Origin of the sequence: Salinarchaeum sp. IM2453 (genome assembly GCF_019693215.1) — an archaeon.
GTDB lineage: Archaea > Halobacteriota > Halobacteria > Halobacteriales > Salinarchaeaceae > IM2453.
The window spans coordinates 2,616,677-2,637,475 of record NZ_CP081183.1; the positions used below are offsets into that span (position 1 = coordinate 2,616,677).

Sequence of the window (20,799 nt, forward strand, 5' to 3'; positions counted from 1 at the left end):
TAACAGAGCTATTGAGAGTTCTCAGCACCTGAATCCACTGTTGATGTTGATTTGTTGATCGCTACAATGTCATCTATAAATTCGTCTGGCACTAAAGGCTCAGCCCATTCTTCATTGCACTGACGAAGATGTACTTCAAGTAATGCTCCACAGATCGAGATTTGATCCACATACCAGTCTGTTGGATCTTCCTCAAAGTCTCGATCAAGCGTCAGTACATCACCAACATCAAAGTCTAGCTCATAGGAGTCAATGAGATCAGTAAGTTCTCCGCTAACCGAAGGAATCGGGTTCGATGGATCCTCAACATGAATGCGCCATTCGTGAAGGATTCGCTCTTCACGAACTCCTGATTTTTGTTTGCCACTCGCATTGATTCGGACATCATAGACGGGGCGAGGAAGAATAGGATCTCTGTAGAACCGTTGTGAAATCCACTTACCGTATCGATCAAGAATTACAATCTTGCCATGTTCAATTGTGTTAATTGTGTCTCCAAGTTCGAGTAAGAAGTTGCCGTCATGTTCAGTCTTAAAATCCGGCTCAGGGATTGTCGTACCCTCCTCAATATAGCCGGGAAGATATGACCACCCAACTGGACGACCGTCATTAAATGGATAGATGAAGGTATTTGGCGAGACAAATTCCGTGGATAGGTGCTTGAGTGCATCGTGTTCCGGCATCATCTCTTCTGGGATTTGTTCAGAGGGAGTAAAATCGTCAATCTGCTTTGTTTCGGTTACTTCCTGCGCAATTTCGGGTAGTTCTTGCTGTGCAACAGATTGCTCTGTGTCGCTTTTAATCTCCTGAACAGTGCGTTCAAACTCATCGATTGGGGTATGAAATTTGTATTCTTTAATGCTGAAGCAGTAGTATTTTCGATCATCAATATGGTGGAGTTGTATCTCTTTGACATCGCCGCGGAGATAAAGTCGAGCAAGGACGTGTGACTTGAGTGCATATAGTGCTTCCTTGCGTAAACTGTCCGTTTTGGCCAATCCACCGTAGCCTCGTTCGTAAGCCTCAGTTGCTTGCTGCGCATACTGTTTGGCTCTTTTATTGATCACAAACAGTGCTTCCAGAGTGTCTGTAGATACCGTCATAATACCTTCAATTCTTCTCGCCTTGCTATACGATATAAACTAAGGCACAACCGAATCAACAAAACTGCTTCAAGTTTTACAGGGAGACGGTATCTTGATATAAATACATATCTCCACATGGGAAGCCGAAGGGCATGGAAAAAATAAACTAATCTTACAACTGATATCCGGTGTGCAACAACTTGTCACAAATGAGCGACTTCAGCAACGTGTTGAGGCGCTTCGGTCTGGGATCCTATCACTGCGTGAGTATCACAAAACGCTACAATCTCGGATGAACGCAGTTGAATACTATATCAAGGCATTTGTCTCAGAACCAACCCGATGGGATCGAATTGATCGAGAGCGTAATGCGCTGTTGTCTCAGACATCAACCCCGAAGCCACCACTATACGGGGTTCCTATTGGAGTGAAAGATATTATGCATGCCACAGGGTTTGTCACCCAAGCCGGTGCGGATGTCCCTCCTGCGGAAATCACCGATACGCAGGCAACAGTTGTGACGAGGTTACGGGAGGCGGGAGCACTAGTTATGGGAAAGACTCGAACTGCAGAATTCGCGTATTTTCATCCACCGCGCACACGGAATCCAGTGGATCTTGAGCATACTCCGGGGGGCTCAAGCAGCGGATCTGCGGCAGCCGTTGCTGCTGGTCTTTGTCCAGTTGCACTTGGCACACAGACGGGAGGATCAATTACTCGTCCAGCTGCGTTCTGCGGTATTGTAGGAGTAAAACCGAGCTACGATCGGATACCAACAGACGGCGTTCTCCCTCTTGCTCCGTCTGTCGATCATGTTGGATACTTTACTCAGGATATTGCAAGCGCGCAACTGGTAGGACCTGTTCTGTATCCCAACTGGCAAAACAATGTTAACACTGATGATTTAGAGACAATTGGAGTAGTTAACGGAACATATCTACAACAGGCAAGTGATACTGCTATAAGTCACTTTGAACGCCACGTTGATCAGCTACAGGAGCATGGGTATGAAGTTCGTCGATTATCTGTATTCAAGGATGTTGAAGCCATTAATACGCGACATCGGAAACTGATGGCTGCCGAAGCCGCACTGTCGCATAGTCATCTGTATCCTCGGTACAAGAAGCAGTACGCATCTGAGACCGCAGAGCTCATTGAATCAGGACAGAACGTGGACATTGCAACACTCACAAGTGCTCGAAATGGGAGACATCAACTTCGCACGCAACTCAATACAACATTCGACGAGCATGCACTGGATATTATAATAAGCCCAGCCGCCCCTGGTCCGGCACCGAAAGGAATCGATTCAACCGGCGATCCTATTATGAATCTTCCGTGGACGCACTCTGGGCTTCCAACAGTAACACTGCCTGCCTCAACAACGTCTGCTGGGTTACCGATTGGACTACAGTGTGCCGCCCCATTTGGCTCCGACGAACAACTGTTACAACATACAGCACAACTTGAGTCAGTGCTTGATCATAATAGGTTAGTCTAGCTTTATTCAGAGCGAGAAACCCGCCAAAACATCATTTGTGGATCATTTCTAACAACAGGTAAAGACTGTCTCTACTCGGGAAAATGCAGATGTTTTTGGTGTGATTGGTCGGAGAATTATTGACTATAGTACATTTACATTTATGTTCATGATGTAAATCGAATAGAAGTATACTTTCATGATTTTAAATAAATAGGATTAGCAAATTAATATCGCGTAATATTAGCTTTATAGAGGATTATAACTGTTATATCGATATAAATGATAGATATTAGTTATTTTCGAAGTGATTGAATCCTATTATAGTCGATAGGAATCGAAACCTAAAACAAAGCATCGTCCTATGTTCCAGACGAGGCATGAGTATTGACGAACGACAACATGCACGACAGTTTGTTCGGACATTTTTCACTACCCCGACCGCGGTCGAGGGAGAGGATGACTCTGCGAAAATGCTTCGTGGCGCAATCCAAAACCGCGGGATGGAAGCACCTGATGTTTGGGTCCCAGACAACGAAGACGCGACAGCGCCAAGCATGCGCGAAGAAGGTGCAGAGAATATTGTTGAAGTTGTTTCAGAACATGGCGCTGACTTCCCAGGAGAGATTCACCCACGTGTTGTCTGGCACCGCGATGATCCCGGAACTCGACACCAAGGTCTTCAGCAGATAATGACGATTGCTGATCCAGAGAAGGGTGCAATTGAACACATTGATGGGTTTGTCATTCCAGAAGTCGGAGACATTGACGATTGGAAAAAGGCAGACGAGTTCCTCACAATTGTTGAAAATGAGTATGGACTTGAAGAAGGCTCTATTGCAATGTCAGTGATTATCGAGAGTGGTTCTGCAGAACTCGCAATGGAGGAACTCCGAAACGAGATGGGCAAGCCATCGAATAACCTACAGCGTCTGTTCATGCTCGTGAATGGGGAAGTCGACTACACAAAAGACATGCGAGCAATGACGCCGACAGGCGACTTACCTCCATGGGCAGAACTCCGACACAACACCTCTCGCGCCGCGAGTGCTGCTGGTCTGATTTCTGTTGATGGACCGTACGATGAAATCCGTGATGTTGAAGGCTACCATGAGCGGATGACTGAGAACCGAGAGAAAGGCCTAATTGGAATGTGGGCGTTGACGCCAGGCCAAGTTGTTGAAGCCAACAAGGGCGCACTTCCTCCAGAAGACGGATACTGGCTTATCGAAGCTGATGATCGGGAGGTCGAACTTCGTGAAGAAGACGGAGTTCAAGTGTATAACGGCGATCGAATCTCGCTCAGTGAAACTGAAGGCGGATATGAGCTGACTGTTGGAAATAACACTGTTGTAGTCGATGAGGAAGAACTCGAAGATGAGATTCTTGACTTAACAAGCTACGTCCCAAGCCTCGGCGACATCGTTGATTCAATGGAAGAATTCGAAGCAGCCAAAGAGGCCGGACGCGGCGCAATCGCAATGACACGATCAGCAACTGTCAGCATTGATGGCGTTGAAGTCGATATTAGCTCCGACCGCATGTGGGACGAAGCAACGTATCAGGCACTGATGGTCCCAGTTTCCCTCTTCCAGGATGTCTATGAAAACCGTCCTGACCAGCACGAAGCCCTCGCAGAGATCTATAGTGAGGATGTCGTTGAACGTGCCATGGAAGTCGGAAACTAATTGCAGGTAGCTTCCAGTTCGCATATCTTATTTTCTCTTGATTTCTGACGGTCGACAAGTATACTGAGTTTGACCCCCTTCACAGGCTAAATCCGATGGGCTTTCGCCTCGTTACCGCTATAAATTGAAATTTCGGTAGCATTTTTCAAGGCAGCGGTGATAGGTTGTCTTATGGCTGAAATGGACACACTGCGGGAAGCATTTGAGGATAATGGCTACAAGGTGGTAGGTGTATCACAAAATCGAACAAACACACGAATCGAATTGTACGACGAAGGAGCAGAAGCTGATAAGCTACGATCACTTATTGAGGAAACACTTGAGGAGTCGCCACTCGGCGTAAACGTTACGACCGAATCAATTGAGAGTGGAGACGCAATTGGTACAGTCATCACATTACGGCAGCGATAGCAGGTCCAAGCGGTATGTTTTTCTGAAGATTGACTTGAGAATCGTGAGCTAGTTGAGCAGGACTAATATAGCCACGATGAATGTGTCGGAATATGGAGGATGTAGCGATTATCGGAGCGTCCATGACGAAGTTTGGCGAGCGAGATACGTGGATTCAAGACTTGCTCGCCGAGGCTGGCATTGCCTGTTTGGAAGACGCAGGAGTGTCTGGAGATGCAGTTGATCATCTGTATGTATCAAACATGGCAAGCGGAGAGTTCGAAGGGCAGACAGGAACAGCAAACGCACTTGCGCATGATCTAAATGCGATGCCAGCATACACACAGCGGATTGACCAAACCTCATCAAGCGGTGGGGCAGGGATCTATGCTGCATGGCAGTCAGTTGCCAGTGGAGCCAGTGATTGTACGCTGTTGGTCGGCGGAGAAAAAATGACTCACCGAACAACATCAGAAGCGACAGACGTCATCGCATCACTGACCCATCCAGCAGAATATAAACATGGTATTACGTTGCCATCGTTTGCTGGACTGACAGCCAGAGCATATCTTGACAAGCATGATGCTCCACGAGAGAGTCTGGCAGAGGTAGCTGTCAAGAATCACTATCACGGGACGCAAAATCCTCATGCCCAGTTCCAGAAAGAAGTAGATAAGGAGACGGTCTTAGAGAGTCCAATTGTTGCTGATCCGCTTCGATTGTATGACTTCTGCCCGATTACTGATGGTAGTGCAGCATTGATGCTTGTACCAGAGTCAAAAGCTAGTGAATACACTGATGATTACGTTGTTATCTCAGGTATTGCTGGAGCAACTGACACGCACGTTGTCCACCAGCGTCCAGATCCGACAGTGATGAATGGTGTCGTTGAAAGTGGGGAATCTGCATACGAGATGGCAGGAAAGTCCCCTGAGGATATCGACGTAGCCGAACTTCACGATATGTTTACAATTCTTGAGTTCCTCCAAATGGAAGGGCTTGGATTCGCTGATGTTGGCAAAGCTTGGGAACATGCCATGGAAGGGACAACGTATATCGATGGTGAATTGCCGATCAACACGTCTGGAGGGCTAAAATCAAAAGGCCATCCACTGGGTGCAAGTGGTGTTGCACAGGGGTATGAAATATACAAACAACTAATGAACGAAGCAGGCGACCGACAGGTCGATGCAGACGTTGGTTTGGCCTGTAATGTCGGTGGATTTGGAAACTGTGTCATTACAACAATTATGGAGCAAGCATGACTGAAGATAATAACCCATCAATGGAGGCGTATCGCTATGAGGATGGCTCGCTGGCGTATCCAGGACATCCGCTTGGTCCTGACGGTTCCGAGCCAGTAGGGACAGTTGACCTCACAGACTATACAGCGACAGTTATTACGTGGACGACCGCCACAGCGACTCCGCCCGGAGTACGCCAGCCAAATCACCTAGCTATCGTCGAATTTGACGTCGACGGAACACCTGTTCGAGCAATTGGACAGGTCACAGATGATAATATAGAGATTGGTGATGAGGTTGAGCCGGTATATAGTGAGGAGCTCCGCAATCCAGAAGCTGGCATTCGAGAGGCAGAGAGTCAGCGGTGGGACGGATTCCAGTTCGAGGCAGTCTGAAGTGCTGAAATAATTCTTAGCAATCTATCACTCTTACAGTAACTCCCTCTCAGCAGAAACCGTTCCGTTATTGAGATAATTTGTCAGTAGTGTTCTGAACTCGCTGTGCAGATGACAATATGTTAGCTCACCGATTAGCTTTCATCTTCATTATCGTCATCAGATCCATCATCAGAACCATCAGACTGCAGCTCATCGTCATCGTCCTCTTCCAGATCATACTCTTGCATAATTGACTCAAGTTCGGAATCAATATCAATTGTAACTTCGTCCGGGTCTTCCTCATCTTCGTCTTCTGGGGCCTCTAACGCTGATTTGTTTTCTGACAGCGTCTCATCGGTTTCATCACGAGCTGTTTCTGTCTGTTTCCGTAACTCATCGCGTAAGTCTTGAGCCTCTTCTAAAATCTCTCGTGCTGCCTCGTTCTCTGGCAGTTTTCCTTGCTCAACCATGGTCTGAAGATCTGTTAATGCACTGTCAAATCGCTCGACTGTTTCTTGGCCGACCCGTGAAGCACGGTCGACTGCGGCTTTTGATTCTCGCTGTACCGTCTGTCCAGTATTAGCCAGACGGATGGCTTTCTGAATCGCCTCCAATATCTTGATATTCGCCTCAAGAATAGCAATTATAGCTGGAATAACTGCCTCATCAGCATATCGGAGTACTTCTCCGGGAGAAGGTAGGCGAGGGAATCCGAGCGGTCCTCGTGGAAGATCTTCCTCTAGGTCGGCCTGCAGTTCTCGCATGGATTGCTCAAGTTCAGCTGCTGTGTTCGCTAAGTCAGCGTCATCCCGGTCGCTCATAGAATCTATTAGTCGCTGTATCGGCAAAAATGGTCGGGCATCAACAAGAATCGGAGCTCATCGAACAGCGCGTTGATACTGTACTGGCCAATCAATGTCATCTGTTCGTCCCAATTGTCGTGCAGCATGTAGTGTGAAGTACGGGTCTCGAAGATGCTCTCTTCCAACAACAGCAAGATCAGCTCGGCCATTCCGGATCAGCGCATCGGCCTGCTCACCACTCGTGATTTTTCCAACTGCACCGACAGGAACAGATGTTTGCTCTCGAATTGTTTCAGCAAACGGGACCATGTAGTTTGGCCCAGTGTCCGGAAGCTGTTGGTCTGGATGAAGACCGCCAGCGCTCACATCAATCAAATCGACACCACACTCTGCAAGCATCTCAGCCGCTCGTGTGGAGTCTTCAATTGTCCATGATTCGTGGTCAGGAAGCCAATCTGTTGCAGAGATTCGAGCAAAGATTGGCAAGTTATCTGGCCAGACTGATCGGACTGCCTCCGTGATCTCTCGTAGGAATCGAGTGCGGTTTTTGAAGGATCCTCCATATCGATCGTCGCGTTGGTTTGTCACCGGAGACAAGAACTGATGAATAAGGTATCCATGTGCAGCGTGTATCTCCGCAATCTGGAAGCCAGCATCTCGTGCTTTCACGGCACTATCTCGAAAAGCATTGACAATGTTTTGGACATCCTCGGTCGCTAGGGCAGACACTGGAACAGTTGTTCCGTCCCGTGGATAAGGATTATCGGTCGGTCCAACCGTAGTCCATCCACCTTCATCTGGCATAAGCCCATCGCCACCTTCCGAGGGGACTGCAGTACTTGCCTTTCGTCCTGCGTGGGCAAGTTGAATAGCCGGAACCGAGTCATGATCTTGAATGAATGAGGTAATCTGCTCGAATTGTGCCTGTTGTGTGTCATTCCAAATCCCGAGATCGCCGGGAGAGATACGGCCTCTTGGTTCGACTGCTGTGGCCTCTAACATAATGATGCCTGCACCACCGACTGCTCGTGATCCGTAGTGTACGTGGTGCCATTCAGTTGGAACACCATCGCCCTTAGCAGAATACTGACACATCGGGGACATCATCACACGATTTGGAACGGATAACTCACGCAATGGAAACTCAGAAAATAAATCCATTGTTCGTGCCAAGAATACCGCATTCTCGTAGGATAGTAGTTGTGGTACGGATTCATCCAAATCCACTTGTTTTTAGGAGACAACCATCAACATCAATACGATGAGTGATTCTGAGGAACTAGATGATGAATATACTGGCTCTACATCGGAGTACGAATCCGATGGTGCTACGTCGACATTTTCTGATTCGTCATCATCGGAGTCGTTAGCGGTTGGCGATATTGAAGAAGACCCGGATGAGATTGATCCAGCAGAGTTAACAATTCCAGTTCAGGACTTGCACCCTCGTATTCAATACATCTGGTCCGCTCGAGCACTTGTAATTGCGCTAATTCTTGGCGCAATTTCGTATGTAATTAACATAGTGCTGATCGATGGCCCAGAGTTACTTCCTGTCGGTGTTAGCGTCGTTGTGTTTATTCTTGGAGTCGCCCACGCGTTCCTGAATTACAGTATCTGGCGCTACGAGGTGCGAGAAGACGCCCTATATCTTGAGCGAGGTGTGATTGTTCGCGTTCGAACGACAGTTCCGTTCGTTCGGATTCAGCATGTGGACACCAGCCGCGGTCCAATCGAGCGTTTGCTAGGTCTTTCAAGTTCTGTTGTCTACACGGCAGGATCCAGAGGAGCCGATGTGACAATCCCAGGGCTTGATGCCGAACAGGCAGAAGAGCTTCAGCATCGTTTGAAAAAGCTTGCAATCGCAGCAGAGGGCGAAACAGCGGTATGAAACTGCATCGACTTTCGATTCCGTTCCGAATCGTCGAGAATCTGCTTAGTCTGATCGGTATCCTGATCTTATTGGGGATACTCATTACCACGCAGACGGAAGGAGTACTTACCTTCGTTGCGTTAGGAATAGCGACAATTTTGCTCGTTACTGGAATCGCTATCTGGCAAGTCGCCTATTATCGACGGTTTGAGTATCATCTGACAGATGACACGCTTGATATCGAATCAGGTGTTATCTCACTACGTGAGCGAGAAATCCCATACGAACGGATTCAAAATGTTGCAATCAATAGAAACGTATTCCAGCGTGCAGCCGGACTTGCTGTCGTGTCAGTAGAGACTGCTGGCGGTGGCTCAACTGAAGCAAAGCTTCGCTATGTAGGTACAGAGACAGCACACTGGCTGCAGGATGAGCTAAGTGATCTTAAGCGCAAAGCTGAGCAAGATCGAACGGTAGATCCAACAACGGAAACGTCGGATGCAAAGCCACTGTTTGAAATTAGCGGAAAGGAGCTCGTAATCCTTGGGATAATATCACTTGATTCACGCTTCCTGCTTGTGGTTGTCCTTGCCATTTCTGCCTTTGCGCCTGAGATTATCGGCCTTCTTGGAACAGCGTCCTCGCTATTGGTGGCAGTTCCAATTGCCTTACTTGTGTTATACATTCTCACTGCTGCACTGAGTGCTGTTTACTCTGTTACAAACTACTATGATTTCAAATTATTCGGTAACGGTGATGAGCTTCGGTACGAACGAGGACTACTGCAACGATTCAGCGGCACTATTCCGTTAACAAAGATTCAGGCCCTGACTATCTCCGAAAATGTGCTGGCCCGATTAACGGGATACGCATCCCTACTTGTTGAGACAGCTGGGTATTCACCAGGTGAGTCAGGTGGGTCACAGTCTGCGATTCCTGTTGCCAAGCGCAGTCGGGTGTTGCAATTAGCACGTGATATCGAGCCATTCAACGAACTCTCGTTTACTCGGCCGCCAAAGCGAACTCGGCAGCGTTATTTCCGACGGTATATCTGGATTGTTCTCGGATTAGCTGGAATTGGATTCCTCGTGACAAACTACACTGGATTCGAATTTGATTGGTACTGGATTCTTGTTGGTCTAGTACTGACATACCCTGCAGCACACCTGAAATGGAAGCATCGGGGGTACTTGATCACGGATCGATATATCCTGACACGAAATGGCTTCTGGAATAGAACAATCAAGATAGTGCCGTATCATCGTGTGCAGGTGACATTTGACAGACAGTCTGTATTCCAGATGCGATGGAACCTAGCCACACTGACAGTTGATACAGCAGGATCACAGAGTTTGACCACAGACAACAGCAAAGCAGTTGATATCGATGAAGAAGTCGCTCGTGAACTACGAGAGCATGTCATCGATGAGATGTTTGAGTCAATCCGACGTAAAAAACGTAGACGAAAGTATGGATCATTCGCTGCCCCGATTGTTACCGCGGATGAGTTCGATGCTGAAGACTTACAGTCAATTTCAGATAACGATGACTCATTTGGACAACAAGGAGAAATGACACAACCCGAAGAAGAAATGGATCAAGTTCAATCAACAACATCGCAACCACTATCAGATGCGTCTACTGATGACACGCCGTTCACTTACGTTAGTGAGGAAGAGATCCGTAACAACGATACTCAGTCTGATCAGAAATCGAAGTGACGGAAAGTCGAAGTTGCCTGCTATGTTGGGATTAGCGACAACTTGATTGGTTCCTGTCGAGTGCCTCAGGACAGGTTTCTGGACATCCGCATCTTTTGTTCTGTGGGTGTCTATCGAAGCAGTTGCTTTGTGCCGCTTACGAGCTCAGATTCCCGCTTAGTGCTATCTGTTGTCTCTTTGCTCGACCTTGTTCAATTCAATGAGGAGGCGAAAAATAGCTTTAACAAGGTTAGCATCGACGTCAAACTGTTCTGCATTTTGTCCAGCTCGTTCCATAACACGTTCTTCCTGTCTTTCATCTGTTGTTGGCAGCCCCCGTTCTTCTTTGACCTCAGCAATTGTGTCAGCGACGTATGTTCGCCGCGCGATTAACTCAACAAGCTCATGATCAATTGACTCAATCTCTTCTCGAAGCTCTTCTAAACTCATATCGTTTGTGCTCCCGAATTCTGTGTTGTTGTCAGCCATGTTTTTCCGTCTCTTATATCCCACATATGTTTGACCTCTTTTAGACTTTCTTGATTACCAATAGCAACAACACTTGGTCCGGTTCCTGAAAGTGAGACGCCAGCAACGTGGGGTAGAGCCTCAAGTGCTGGCTCAGTTGGGAACTGAAGTGCAGTTGAGTATGCCAACCCGTTGACATTCATCGCTTCTGTGTACTGTCCGTTTTTAGCCAATCTAGTAGCAGTTTTAACTATCGGCGCAATCTGTTTACAGCGGTCGACATCAGCATCTGCACTATAGGCCCGTTCTGGTGGAGTCCAGACAAGGGCATCATACTCAAATGTGTCCTGACGGAGGAGGCTATCAGAAGAATTATCGGTTACTGTTACGCCACCGAGCATGCTGGCGGAAGCGTCGTCAAATGCTCCTGTGATCGTGACCCCAACATCTCGGGCAGCTGCAACGCCAATCTTACATGCTGTTGTCCGATCAACCTCGTCAGCTTTCCCAAGTGCAGAAAGTGTTGCCAAGATTGTCGCGTTTGCAGCCGCACTAGAACTTTTTAATCCAGCTGCGAGCGGAATTTCGCTTTCGGTCTGGACGGTCCCCCCTTCGCCCCCTCCATACCGATCAGTGACCATTGATACACAACGTTCAATTAAGGCTGTATCTGCTGATGGGTCTTCAGTAATTGTACCAGATACAGAGTCTTGTTCTGCATCAAGTTCAACAGTAGCAGTAATTGATTCCTGGATTGCAAACGCAGACCCATGTCCCGTTGCAAGTGCATTGATAATTGTCCCTGCAGCTGGAGCCGTTGCTTTTCCGCGCATGCCTATGTCAGAGACGGCGCGTTACTTATCTTCTCTGGTAGCTGTCTGAGACAACCACAACCTGTTTACCTGTCATCCTAGTATCGATAGTATGGACTACCGCGACTCTGTTGCTCCAGAAACACTTTCTGTTGAGGTCACTGATGAGCAAGTCACCATCGAGTACCTTGATGGACGAGTGGTCTCCTACGATGGTCAGCGTGAGCCAACAGCACCACCAATACGCACACAACCTCGGCAATTGGTTCAGGTACTTGTGACCAATTCTGATAACACACAGGGAGTACTCACGTATGTCAACGAGCTGAACACAGAATCTGAAATTCTTGAGGACTCAGGCGTTGGACGGGTCTTTGTCGAGCCTGATGAAACAACAGAAGTGTACCCCAACGTGACCGCAACAGCCGACGGTTACGCTGTTGTGGTTGATGCCGATCTAGAAGCAATTGATGGACGCGTATTTGTATTCGAAGAAGGTCAGCGATACAACCAGTATTATGAGTTGATCCCGAGCGCAGAAAGTGAGTGACCCACCAATCGGATGAATAAAGACGGTGCAGAGAATTGATCAAATCTTTCCCCTTTCTGAACTATTGGATATATGACGGCTCTTCGGCGTCACAATTTTCTTCATGCTGCATAGCATCCTGCTCGTTATCAAATAAAAGTCCACATTCCTCACATTCAAACCAGATTGATCCGTCTCGCTCAGTTTGTGTGACCATGTATGACATTATCATTTCGAGATAATTATGAGTTTCCATAAATCCAATATATATTTATACTGATATTAGTCCGATAAACCAAAGTGGTTAAAGAATACTGTCCCAGGAGATCCGGGCTCGCACAAGACCTTGAAGTTTATCGGTCACGTATAGATGAGTAATGACAGACGAGTCAGCTGTGCTCGGCCTTCGTGTCCAGCCAGCAGAAAAAAGTGATGCAGGACGTGGCGTAGCACGGATTTCAGAGGCTGCTCGCCGCGAACTGGGTGTTCTCAGTGGCGATACAATTGTAATTGAGGGGACATCAGAAACAGTTGCGCAGGTATGGCCTTCTACATCGTCAGTTGATACGGACGTTATCAAGGTTGATGCTGACACTCGGGCTAACGCTGGAGTTAGCATCGGAGATACGGTGAAAGTTCGTCCGCAGTCGGTTGAGTCGGCCAAGATAGTTTCAATTGGTGTGCCAAGTGCTTTGTCTGATGTTGATAGAGGGGTGCTTCGACGAGCAATTGGCCGTGTGCTAAAATCTCGTCCTATTAGCACCGGAGAACAGTTTACAATTGAGCAGATTACTACGGAGCCGTTTGAAGTGATCTCGACAAGACCTGATGGATCTGTACGCGTTACTGATAGTACACAGATTAAACTCAAGATTACGGAAGAAACATCGGGTACAGATACAGCAGCACCATCCACAAAACAAACAGAATCCTCTTCGCAGCGTGTGTCATATGAAGACATCGGCGGGCTTGATGAGGAGTTAGAGCAGGTGCGGGAGATGATCGAGTTACCTCTCCAGCAGCCGGAATTATTCCAAAAGCTTGGTGTTGAGCCTCCAAAAGGTGTCTTATTATATGGTCCACCGGGAACAGGAAAGACCTTAATTGCCAGAGCGGTCGCAAACGAGGTTAACGCCTCATTCTACACAATCAATGGCCCCGAGATAATCTCAAAGTACAAAGGCGAGAGTGAAAAGCGGTTGCGTGAGGTATTTGAAGACGCCAGTGAGAATGCACCAGCTATCATCTTCTTCGATGAGATTGATAGTGTCGCTGGGCAGCGAGATGAGGAATCAGACCTAGAAAACCGTGTTGTCGGACAGTTGCTCTCACTGATGGACGGATTGGATCCCCGTGAAGACATTATCGTAATTGGTGCAACCAACCGTGTTGACGCACTTGATCCGGCACTACGTCGTGGAGGGCGGTTTGATCGAGAAATTGAGATTGGCGTGCCTGACGTTGAGGGACGTCGAGAGATTCTGGCTGTACATACACGGAATATGCCACTCGCGGATGATGTTGATGTTGATGAGTTGGCTAGTCGCACACACGGCTTTGTCGGGGCTGACATGGATGCGTTAACAACCGAGGCAGCCATGGAAGCACTGTCCCGTATTCGCGAGGATCGACAGGCAGAGACAATTGTAACAAAACGGGACTTCGACACTGCTCTTGCGCGAGTTGATCCATCTGCAATGCGGGAGTTCGTTGCAGAGGCCCCAGAAACAAGCTTTGCAGATGTCGGAGGGCTTGCAGACGCAAAACAAATTCTTAGAGAAACTGTTGAGTGGCCGCTTTCATTCACACGATTGTTTACCGAAACAGAAACTGATCCACCAAGTGGTGTTCTCCTGTACGGGCCACCAGGAACAGGAAAAACGTTACTGGCACGTGCACTTGCTGGAGAGACAGAAGTGAATTTCGTTCATGTTGATGGGCCAGAACTCGTTGATAAATACGTTGGTGAGTCCGAACAGGCAATCCGTGACGTGTTTGACCGGGCACGGCAAGCAGCACCGTCAATAATCTTCTTCGACGAGATTGACGCGATAGTCAGTCAGCGGGGAACCGGTGGGTCAGACGTCACCGAACGTATTGTTTCACAACTACTGACAGAATTAGATGGGCTACAAGAGAACCCGAATTTGATCGTTCTCGCAGCCACAAATCAGAAAGAAGCAATTGACCCAGCAATTCTCCGACCTGGTCGTATTGACACACACATTGAAATTGGCCATCCCGATAAGCAAGCACGTCGTGAAATTTTAGCTGTACATACCAAGGGGAAACCGCTTGGTGATGATGTAGATCTCGATGAACTTGCCGAACGACTTGAGGGATATACTGGTGCTGATATCGAGGCAATTTCACGTGAGGCTTCAATGCAGGCGATTCGTGAAGCGGCCGCAGAATATGGGCCGGCACAAGCAAACGAGCAGGCGGACGAGATTATAATCCACAAAGAGCACTTTGATACCGCAATTGAGCAGGTAGATCGGAGTACAACCTGAGCTGTTATGCTGACATCACAGAACTGAGATAACAGATCAAAGGTTATGTTTCTGCTACAACCACAGTTTCACCAGCTCGTGTTTTCTCCCCTTCCTGAACAGCAAGTTGGTCTCGGTTAACATGCTCTGGGAGAGTAAGATCAACGCGGCTCCCAAACGAGATATGACCAATTCGGTCTCCGCGTGTCACAGTTTCTCCTTGTTCTGGATATGTGTGGATACGACGAGCAAAAGCACCGGCAATCTGTGTCAGCGTATATGATCCGTTTGAAGTATCGATCTCAATATGCATCCGTTCGTTACGGTCTGAGTCTTTCGTAAATGCTGGTCGATTGGCACCAGGAGAGTGTGTTATGTCAATGACATCTCCAGAGATAGGTGCCCGATTGACATGTACGTCGTGGAGATTCATGAAGATCTGTACGGTGACTTGTCCAGAGTCATCTGTAGTAATCTGCTGAACTCTTCCGTCTGCAGGAGCTAAGATACCATGTTTCGGTGAAACCCGTTGTGGATCTCGATGAAAAAAGAGAATAAACGCACTCACTCCGGCAAATAATAGGCTCAGTACGGGAACAAACGGTAGCAGGAATACACCAAGACAAAACACACCTCCGGCATACCGAATCGCAGTCGGGGCCACGCGCATTATTATAAGTTACAATGATCAGACAGAAGCCTATTCCGGTCTGCTTCGACAATCGTAAAGGCTGTGACACTCTTAATCGAAGGCAATGAGCGGGGAGGATGTGCCGGATCGGGTAGCTTCTAAGTCACCAGACGGTGATGGATCAGTTACACTTGTCGGCACTGCACATGTGTCATCTAAAAGCGCAGAGCGTGTAGAGGAGACGATTTCGGAGGAGCGCCCCGATATTGTTGCCGTAGAGTTGGATAAAACGCGTTATCGGCAGTTCAAAGGTGAGACACCAGAGGATATCGACCCAAAGGACCTCCTTGGCGGAGGGACAGTATTCCAGTTTATTGCATATTGGATTCTTTCCTATGTGCAAAATCGGATGGGAAGTCGATTTGGTGTGGAGCCGGGAGCCGACATGCGTGCAGCGATTGAGACAGCAGAGTCATTTGGAATTGATGTGGCTCTTGTTGACCGAGATATCCAGACGACCATTCAGCGTTTTTGGAGCAGACTGACATTTACGGAAAAGTTGAAATTAGTTGGTGGTCTTGCGATAGGTGCTGCAAAGCCAACATCAATTGGAATTACACTTGGGGTTACGATTGGTCTCTTTGTCGGGGTTATTGCCGGAGTAATTGTTGCCCCCGTATTCGGATACGGGAGTATATTCGCGCTTGGATTAGGTAGTACAGCAGTTGTGAATATCATCGGTGGTGCCGTCCTTGGTGCCCTCGGTGGGTTAATCGTCGCGCTTACGTTTGCTCCGTCTGTAGGATTGATACAGCGTGCTGTTGCTGGTGTCGGAATCGGCGTTGCTGCAGGGGTCTATTTAGCTGCATCGGGAACAGCACTGCCACTCGTTGGAACAATTGACTTTGCGACGACCGGAGAGCGTATACTCCGGGCTGTAGTTGGTGGAACGATTGGCGTCCTCGGAGGGACGCTTCTTGGAATTGCACTGGGCTTCCTTTTCCGGACGGATGTCGAACAAGAGGAACTGACAGAGGATCGACTTGAGGAGCTTACAGACACAGATGTGGTTACAGCGATGATTGAAGAGTTTCGACAGTTCTCACCTGGCGGGGCAGAGGCACTAATTGACGAACGGGATGCATTTATTGCACACAAACTGCTCGGCCTGCGCGAAGCTGGATACGACGTTGTTGCCGTAGTTGGTGCGGGCCACCGTGCCGGAATTGAGTCATATCTGCAGGACCCAGACAGTCTTCCACCACTTGATTCAATCACAGGAACTGAATCCGGAAGCCGGTTTTCATTCTTCAAGCTGTTTGGCTATGTCGTAATGATCGGATTCCTGCTGTTTTTCTTCTTGCTTGCGATGGCTGGCGTTCAAAATACACTTCTATTGCAGATCTTCCTTGCGTGGTTTGCGTTCAATGGAATCTTTGCATTTACTGCTGCACGACTCGCTGGTGCCAAGCTACCGAGCGCACTTGTTGGTGGATCAGTTGCATGGCTTACCAGCATTAATCCATTACTTGCTCCGGGCTGGTTTGCAGGATATATTGAGCTTCGATATCGCCCTGTCAATATTGCTGATATTGGACGTCTCAACGAGTTGCTTGAGGATCAAGATCGCCCGATCGGTGATGTGCTTCGAGATATGTACGATGTGCCGCTGTTCCGATTGATAACTGTTGTCGCGTTGACAAACGTGGGAAGCTTTATCGCTACCATTCTATTCCCAATTGTGGTTCTATCATTTTTCTTCGAGGGAGTAAGTGGAGTTTCTGAAATCGGAGATATGATGGTTGAGGGAGCCCAAAACAGTATACGAATGATCGGTGATCTACTGTGAGTGTGCGTAGCTCACGATTACAGCGAGAACTTGAATTCAGTTCAACCGAAATTCGAGATTTGGCTGTTGCTTGGGCCGTGATGGCAGCTGCATTTGCTATTTTCTTTGGACGTCCAGAGCGTCTCTTGGCATCAGTTGATTTTGCGCTTCTTTTGTTTGCAGTCAGTGCTATTACTGTCGGAACAGGCTTTCTACTGCACGAATTAGCCCACAAAGTTGTCGCTGTCCGGTTTGGACAAATAGCTGAATTTAGAGCAAACTATGGGATGTTGTTTGTTGCCATTATGTCGGCGTTCATTGGGTTTATTATCGCAGCCCCTGGCGCTGTCCATCATCGAGGGCGAATTACGCAACGTGAGCATGGTCTGGTTGCACTCGCTGGACCGGTGACAAATCTGGCACTTGTAGTAGTATTTGCACCATTCTTGCTGTTTGGCGGCCTTCTAGGGCTTATCGGCGTCTTTGGTGTGATGGTGAATGCATTCTTAGCGGCGTTTAATATGATCCCACTCGGTCCACTTGATGGCAAGACGGTCTGGCAATGGAGCCGTCCAGTTTTCGTCGTGACATTTGCGATTGCAGTTGTGACAACTGTTGTGAGCTTTATGTTTATATAGTAACGCTCGCCACAGAATCTATCTTTTTGGGGATATAGGATAAGCATAGATATGGTCAATCAAGACCGTGTGCGTGCACATGTATTTGTTTCTGGAAAGGTACAGGGCGTCTACTTCAGGGCTACAACACGCGATACAGCTCAAAATCAAAGTGTTGACGGCTGGGTGAAGAATCTTGATGACGGTCGTGTTGAAGCAGTATTTGAAGGATCTAGTGACGACGTCGATACAATGATCGATTTCTGTCATGAAGGGAGTCAAGCTGCTCGGGTTGATGATGTTTCTGTCACGTATGAGGAGCCCGAAGGACTAGACGGGTTCGAAATACGGTACTAACCAAAAGAGGAACAAGATTTTGACTGCCGGGAGCCTGCATTCTATATGCGCAATAAATCTACATTGGACGATACACTAGCAAAGCATCAAGCTGATGGGTATCTGTTTGATGCTGCTGATGACTCCTCTGATCAATATTACCTATTTGAGTTTACTGCCCCAGATCCGTTCATTAGCGTTTACACCCCAGACAAGATGGCACTTCTTGTCTCTGGATTGGAATACGGACGGGCAAAACAGGAAAGCAATGCAGATGCAGTATATCGCTACAGCGACTTTGAATATCGACAGCGGGTGACAGATCACGGAGAGATTGTTGGTCGAAACCTCATGATCGGTGATTTTCTCGATACGGTCGGGGTTGATAGTGTGATGGTACCCAAACGGTTTCCAACCGCAACAACAGATGGACTTCGGGAACAGGATATTGCGGTAACTGTTGACCACGATGAGACAATAACCGGTATTAGAGCCCAGAAGACAGAAACAGAGATTGAGCATATCGCCGCAGCACAACGGGCTAACGAAGCAGCGATGCAACGGGCCGAAGAACTCATTACGACGGCAACAATCAAGGACGGGACGTTGTATCACGACGGCTCACCACTGACCAGCGAGCATGTGAAACAGGAGATCGAGATTCAACTACTTCGTGAAAATTGTGCATTAGATGATACAATTGTTGCTTGCGGTGCTGATGGCGCCGACCCACACAACCGTGGGAGTGGACCGCTAAGTGCAAATGAGCCGATCGTCGTCGATATCTTTCCGAAAAACAAGGAGACCAACTACCATGCTGATATGACACGAACGTTTATTCGAGGTGACGTTTCATCCGAGCTTCAACACCGATACGATGTCACGAAAGAGGCTCATCAGACAGCTCTTAATCTGCTTGAACCAGGGATCACCGGAGCAGAAGTACATGATGCAGTATGTGATGTATATGAGGAGGCCGGGTTTGCAACGCTTCGCAGTGATGACTCAACAGAAACAGGATTTATCCATGGAACCGGCCATGGAGTCGGACTTGATGTACATGAGCGTCCAAGTGTGAACCTAACAGGAGAGGAACTTAAACCAGGTCACGTTATCACGATTGAACCGGGAGTATATGATCCCGATATTGGGGGCATTCGGATTGAAGATTTAGTTGCGATTACTGGGGACGGCTATCGAAACCTCACTGAATATCAGAAAGAATTTCACATTGGTAAGCCGTAGTGTATGAGATTTTCCTCGTTACCTGCGAGGGAATCCAACGTGTTGTGCGTCAGATAGTGTATATTCCGCTTGCTTATCAAGATCGAAGTCCCGGACAATTTCTCCATCTCGAATAAGCGGCTGTAGCAGTGACTCAGCGTTTTCCGGACCGGATCGGCTTGTTAGTCCGATGTGGTGTTCACCTGATTCAGTCCTGTAGACTGACTTAGCGCCGCTAAGTTTACCTCGTTTAGCAGCCGGTCTACCTTCTACTTCAATAATATCAAGAGCAAAGTCAATTGGATCAGCTCCGCTGATATAGCTTCCAACACCAAACCCATCAACAACGTCCCGGAGATTGCGTAGCTCTTTAGGCGTCAATCCGCCGCTGACAAACAGATCTATGTCCTCATGACCACGCACATCAAGTTCCCAGCGAACCTCTTCAGCGATTGCTCTAAAGTCACCCCGGCGTGACCCTGTTGTGTCCAGTCGAACACCGGCTAGCGAATCACCAAGGGAGTTGACTGCGCGTAGTACTTCATCAACCTCATCAGAATACGTGTCACAGAGTGCAATGCGAGGGACAGACTCAGGTAATGCATCATTGAACGCGTTCCATGCCTCTTCTTGATTACCGCGTCCATATAGAATCATCAGGGCATGTGGCATGGTACCTCCGGCTTCGTGGCCGAGAATATCTCCGGCTGCAACATGTGAGATACCATCGAGGCCAGCAAGCAATGCTGATCGTTCTATCATCGCTGTAGCTGAAGGATGAATTCGTCGACTTCCAAAGCTCAAGACTGTTGAGTCTGGAGCAGCCATACGTGCTTTCAGCGCATTTGTTGCTACTCCTGAGGCATGACAAAGAAATCCAAGTAATGACGTCTCATATGCAGCAAAATCTCGATACTTCCCTTCAATCCGGAGTACAGGACCGCCGTCAAATAGTGTGCCTTCCGGAAGGGCATCAACGTCAATCGGAATGCCCTCAAGTAGATGAGCTACATCCTTGAGTCCTGCAAGAACTTCAAAAGAGCCAGTTGGAAATTGATCCGCACTGACCTCAGCAACCACAGGCGGATTGCGATCAACCGCATCAAGCGTTTCGGTTACTCGATGAAAATACGCATCAGTTGCCCGGCCAGCGGCAATATCTTCTGCTGAGACGATATCGAACCCGTCCATATATCAGTATCTACTCTGGATAGACATAATA

21 protein-coding genes are annotated in these 20,799 nt (G+C 48.0%); 13 read left to right on the forward strand and 8 right to left on the reverse strand.

The features are described from left to right. Positions 1–8: 8 nt before the first annotated feature. Positions 9–1,103, reverse strand: a complete 1,095-nt coding sequence (locus K0C01_RS12440; RefSeq protein WP_221170013.1) for a hypothetical protein — start codon at positions 1,101–1,103, stop codon at positions 9–11. Between the two features lie 172 nt (positions 1,104–1,275). On the opposite strand from K0C01_RS12440, the gene K0C01_RS12445 reads away from it, so the two are divergent. From K0C01_RS12445 to K0C01_RS12465, 5 genes are all read left to right on the forward strand, one after another. Beyond that, a complete protein-coding gene (locus K0C01_RS12445) occupies positions 1,276–2,586 on the forward strand; it encodes an amidase (protein WP_221170014.1) in 1,311 nt (436 codons plus the stop codon). A gap of 359 nt (positions 2,587–2,945) precedes the next feature. Continuing rightward, positions 2,946–4,253: a malate synthase AceB gene (gene aceB, locus K0C01_RS12450; protein WP_221170015.1), complete on the forward strand. Its 1,308-nt coding sequence runs from the start codon at positions 2,946–2,948 to the stop codon at positions 4,251–4,253. Positions 4,254–4,424: 171 nt separating this feature from the next. Next, the gene (locus K0C01_RS12455) at positions 4,425–4,664 is read left to right on the forward strand and encodes a hypothetical protein (RefSeq protein ID WP_221170016.1); all 240 of its coding nucleotides are present in this window, start codon (positions 4,425–4,427) and stop codon (positions 4,662–4,664) included. Positions 4,665–4,756: 92 nt separating this feature from the next. Beyond that, positions 4,757–5,908 carry a thiolase family protein gene (locus K0C01_RS12460; protein ID WP_221170017.1) on the forward strand — a complete coding sequence of 384 codons (1,152 nt, stop codon included), beginning with the start codon at positions 4,757–4,759 and terminating at the stop codon, positions 5,906–5,908. After that, positions 5,905–6,282, forward strand: coding sequence for an OB-fold domain-containing protein (locus tag K0C01_RS12465; RefSeq protein WP_221170018.1), 378 nt, complete (start codon positions 5,905–5,907; stop codon positions 6,280–6,282). Before K0C01_RS12460 ends, K0C01_RS12465 begins: the two co-directional genes overlap by 4 nt. Before the next feature lie 134 nt (positions 6,283–6,416). Here the strand turns inward: K0C01_RS12465 and K0C01_RS12470 are convergent, their stop codons facing one another. Together K0C01_RS12470 and K0C01_RS12475 are read right to left on the reverse strand one after the other, a co-directional pair. After that, a complete protein-coding gene (locus K0C01_RS12470; protein WP_221170019.1) occupies positions 6,417–7,085 on the reverse strand; it encodes a DUF7547 family protein in 669 nt (222 codons plus the stop codon). Positions 7,086–7,142: 57 nt separating this feature from the next. Beyond that, positions 7,143–8,228 (reverse strand): NADH:flavin oxidoreductase/NADH oxidase, encoded by a 1,086-nt coding sequence (locus K0C01_RS12475; protein ID WP_221171273.1) that lies wholly within the window; start codon positions 8,226–8,228, stop codon positions 7,143–7,145. Between the two features lie 262 nt (positions 8,229–8,490). Between K0C01_RS12475 and K0C01_RS12480 the strand changes: the two genes are divergently transcribed. Next, entirely contained in the window at positions 8,491–8,958 is a 468-nt protein-coding gene (locus K0C01_RS12480; RefSeq protein WP_255568447.1) for a PH domain-containing protein, read from the forward strand. Further along, on the forward strand, positions 8,955–10,661 hold the full coding sequence (locus K0C01_RS12485) for a PH domain-containing protein (protein WP_221170021.1): 1,707 nt from the start codon (positions 8,955–8,957) through the stop codon (positions 10,659–10,661). The genes K0C01_RS12480 and K0C01_RS12485 overlap by 4 nt, the downstream gene beginning before the upstream one ends. A 162-nt stretch (positions 10,662–10,823) precedes the next feature. On the opposite strand, the gene K0C01_RS12490 is transcribed toward K0C01_RS12485, so the two are convergent. Together K0C01_RS12490 and K0C01_RS12495 are read right to left on the reverse strand one after the other, a co-directional pair. Further along, positions 10,824–11,090 carry a chorismate mutase gene (locus tag K0C01_RS12490; protein ID WP_259372375.1) on the reverse strand — a complete coding sequence of 89 codons (267 nt, stop codon included), beginning with the start codon at positions 11,088–11,090 and terminating at the stop codon, positions 10,824–10,826. Further along, positions 11,087–11,941 (reverse strand): shikimate kinase, encoded by an 855-nt coding sequence (locus tag K0C01_RS12495; protein WP_221170023.1) that lies wholly within the window; start codon positions 11,939–11,941, stop codon positions 11,087–11,089. The genes K0C01_RS12490 and K0C01_RS12495 overlap by 4 nt, the downstream gene beginning before the upstream one ends. 91 nt (positions 11,942–12,032) lie before the next feature. On the opposite strand from K0C01_RS12495, the gene K0C01_RS12500 reads away from it, so the two are divergent. Then, the gene (locus K0C01_RS12500; RefSeq protein WP_221170024.1) at positions 12,033–12,470 is read left to right on the forward strand and encodes a DUF5796 family protein; all 438 of its coding nucleotides are present in this window, start codon (positions 12,033–12,035) and stop codon (positions 12,468–12,470) included. Between the two features lie 61 nt (positions 12,471–12,531). Here the strand turns inward: K0C01_RS12500 and K0C01_RS12880 are convergent, their stop codons facing one another. After that, entirely contained in the window at positions 12,532–12,666 is a 135-nt protein-coding gene (locus K0C01_RS12880) for a DUF7128 family protein (RefSeq protein ID WP_255568316.1), read from the reverse strand. 160 nt (positions 12,667–12,826) lie between these two features. Between K0C01_RS12880 and K0C01_RS12505 the strand changes: the two genes are divergently transcribed. Next, entirely contained in the window at positions 12,827–14,962 is a 2,136-nt protein-coding gene (locus K0C01_RS12505) for a CDC48 family AAA ATPase (protein ID WP_221170025.1), read from the forward strand. A gap of 43 nt (positions 14,963–15,005) precedes the next feature. Here the strand turns inward: K0C01_RS12505 and K0C01_RS12510 are convergent, their stop codons facing one another. Continuing rightward, a complete protein-coding gene (locus K0C01_RS12510; protein WP_221170026.1) occupies positions 15,006–15,611 on the reverse strand; it encodes a protein sorting system archaetidylserine decarboxylase in 606 nt (201 codons plus the stop codon). Positions 15,612–15,696: 85 nt separating this feature from the next. Here K0C01_RS12510 and K0C01_RS12515 point away from each other — a divergent pair, with 85 nt between their 5' ends. From K0C01_RS12515 to K0C01_RS12530, 4 genes are all read left to right on the forward strand, one after another. Beyond that, positions 15,697–17,421, forward strand: a complete 1,725-nt coding sequence (locus tag K0C01_RS12515) for a TraB/GumN family protein (protein ID WP_221170027.1) — start codon at positions 15,697–15,699, stop codon at positions 17,419–17,421. Between the two features lie 80 nt (positions 17,422–17,501). After that, complete coding sequence (locus K0C01_RS12520; protein ID WP_259372411.1) at positions 17,502–18,038, forward strand: zinc metalloprotease; 537 nt, start codon at positions 17,502–17,504, stop codon at positions 18,036–18,038. A gap of 51 nt (positions 18,039–18,089) precedes the next feature. Continuing rightward, positions 18,090–18,374 (forward strand): acylphosphatase, encoded by a 285-nt coding sequence (locus K0C01_RS12525; RefSeq protein WP_221170029.1) that lies wholly within the window; start codon positions 18,090–18,092, stop codon positions 18,372–18,374. Between the two features lie 45 nt (positions 18,375–18,419). Further along, a complete protein-coding gene (locus K0C01_RS12530; protein ID WP_221170030.1) occupies positions 18,420–19,598 on the forward strand; it encodes a M24 family metallopeptidase in 1,179 nt (392 codons plus the stop codon). Between the two features lie 18 nt (positions 19,599–19,616). Here K0C01_RS12530 and K0C01_RS12535 read toward each other — a convergent pair whose 3' ends face one another. Continuing rightward, positions 19,617–20,768 carry a nicotinate phosphoribosyltransferase gene (locus K0C01_RS12535; RefSeq protein WP_221170031.1) on the reverse strand — a complete coding sequence of 384 codons (1,152 nt, stop codon included), beginning with the start codon at positions 20,766–20,768 and terminating at the stop codon, positions 19,617–19,619. Positions 20,769–20,799 lie beyond the last annotated feature (31 nt).

What these genes read in the sequence shown, in the direction of transcription:
- K0C01_RS12440 (WP_221170013.1), bottom strand. Translation starts at nt 1,103, where the DNA reads ATGACGGTATCTACAGACACTCTGGAAGCACTGTTTGTGATCAATAAA.
- aceB (WP_221170015.1), top strand. Translation starts at nt 2,946, where the DNA reads ATGAGTATTGACGAACGACAACATGCACGACAGTTTGTTCGGACATTT.
- K0C01_RS12455 (WP_221170016.1), top strand. Translation starts at nt 4,425, where the DNA reads ATGGCTGAAATGGACACACTGCGGGAAGCATTTGAGGATAATGGCTAC.
- K0C01_RS12460 (WP_221170017.1), top strand. Translation starts at nt 4,757, where the DNA reads ATGGAGGATGTAGCGATTATCGGAGCGTCCATGACGAAGTTTGGCGAG.
- K0C01_RS12465 (WP_221170018.1), top strand. Translation starts at nt 5,905, where the DNA reads ATGACTGAAGATAATAACCCATCAATGGAGGCGTATCGCTATGAGGAT.
- K0C01_RS12470 (WP_221170019.1), bottom strand. Translation starts at nt 7,085, where the DNA reads ATGAGCGACCGGGATGACGCTGACTTAGCGAACACAGCAGCTGAACTT.
- K0C01_RS12475 (WP_221171273.1), bottom strand. Translation starts at nt 8,228, where the DNA reads ATGGATTTATTTTCTGAGTTTCCATTGCGTGAGTTATCCGTTCCAAAT.
- K0C01_RS12485 (WP_221170021.1), top strand. Translation starts at nt 8,955, where the DNA reads ATGAAACTGCATCGACTTTCGATTCCGTTCCGAATCGTCGAGAATCTG.
- K0C01_RS12490 (WP_259372375.1), bottom strand. Translation starts at nt 11,090, where the DNA reads ATGAGTTTAGAAGAGCTTCGAGAAGAGATTGAGTCAATTGATCATGAG.
- K0C01_RS12495 (WP_221170023.1), bottom strand. Translation starts at nt 11,941, where the DNA reads ATGCGCGGAAAAGCAACGGCTCCAGCTGCAGGGACAATTATCAATGCA.
- K0C01_RS12500 (WP_221170024.1), top strand. Translation starts at nt 12,033, where the DNA reads ATGGACTACCGCGACTCTGTTGCTCCAGAAACACTTTCTGTTGAGGTC.
- K0C01_RS12880 (WP_255568316.1), bottom strand. Translation starts at nt 12,666, where the DNA reads ATGGTCACACAAACTGAGCGAGACGGATCAATCTGGTTTGAATGTGAG.
- K0C01_RS12505 (WP_221170025.1), top strand. Translation starts at nt 12,827, where the DNA reads ATGACAGACGAGTCAGCTGTGCTCGGCCTTCGTGTCCAGCCAGCAGAA.
- K0C01_RS12510 (WP_221170026.1), bottom strand. Translation starts at nt 15,611, where the DNA reads ATGCGCGTGGCCCCGACTGCGATTCGGTATGCCGGAGGTGTGTTTTGT.
- K0C01_RS12515 (WP_221170027.1), top strand. Translation starts at nt 15,697, where the DNA reads ATGAGCGGGGAGGATGTGCCGGATCGGGTAGCTTCTAAGTCACCAGAC.
- K0C01_RS12520 (WP_259372411.1), top strand. Translation starts at nt 17,502, where the DNA reads ATGGCAGCTGCATTTGCTATTTTCTTTGGACGTCCAGAGCGTCTCTTG.
- K0C01_RS12525 (WP_221170029.1), top strand. Translation starts at nt 18,090, where the DNA reads ATGGTCAATCAAGACCGTGTGCGTGCACATGTATTTGTTTCTGGAAAG.
- K0C01_RS12530 (WP_221170030.1), top strand. Translation starts at nt 18,420, where the DNA reads ATGCGCAATAAATCTACATTGGACGATACACTAGCAAAGCATCAAGCT.
- K0C01_RS12535 (WP_221170031.1), bottom strand. Translation starts at nt 20,768, where the DNA reads ATGGACGGGTTCGATATCGTCTCAGCAGAAGATATTGCCGCTGGCCGG.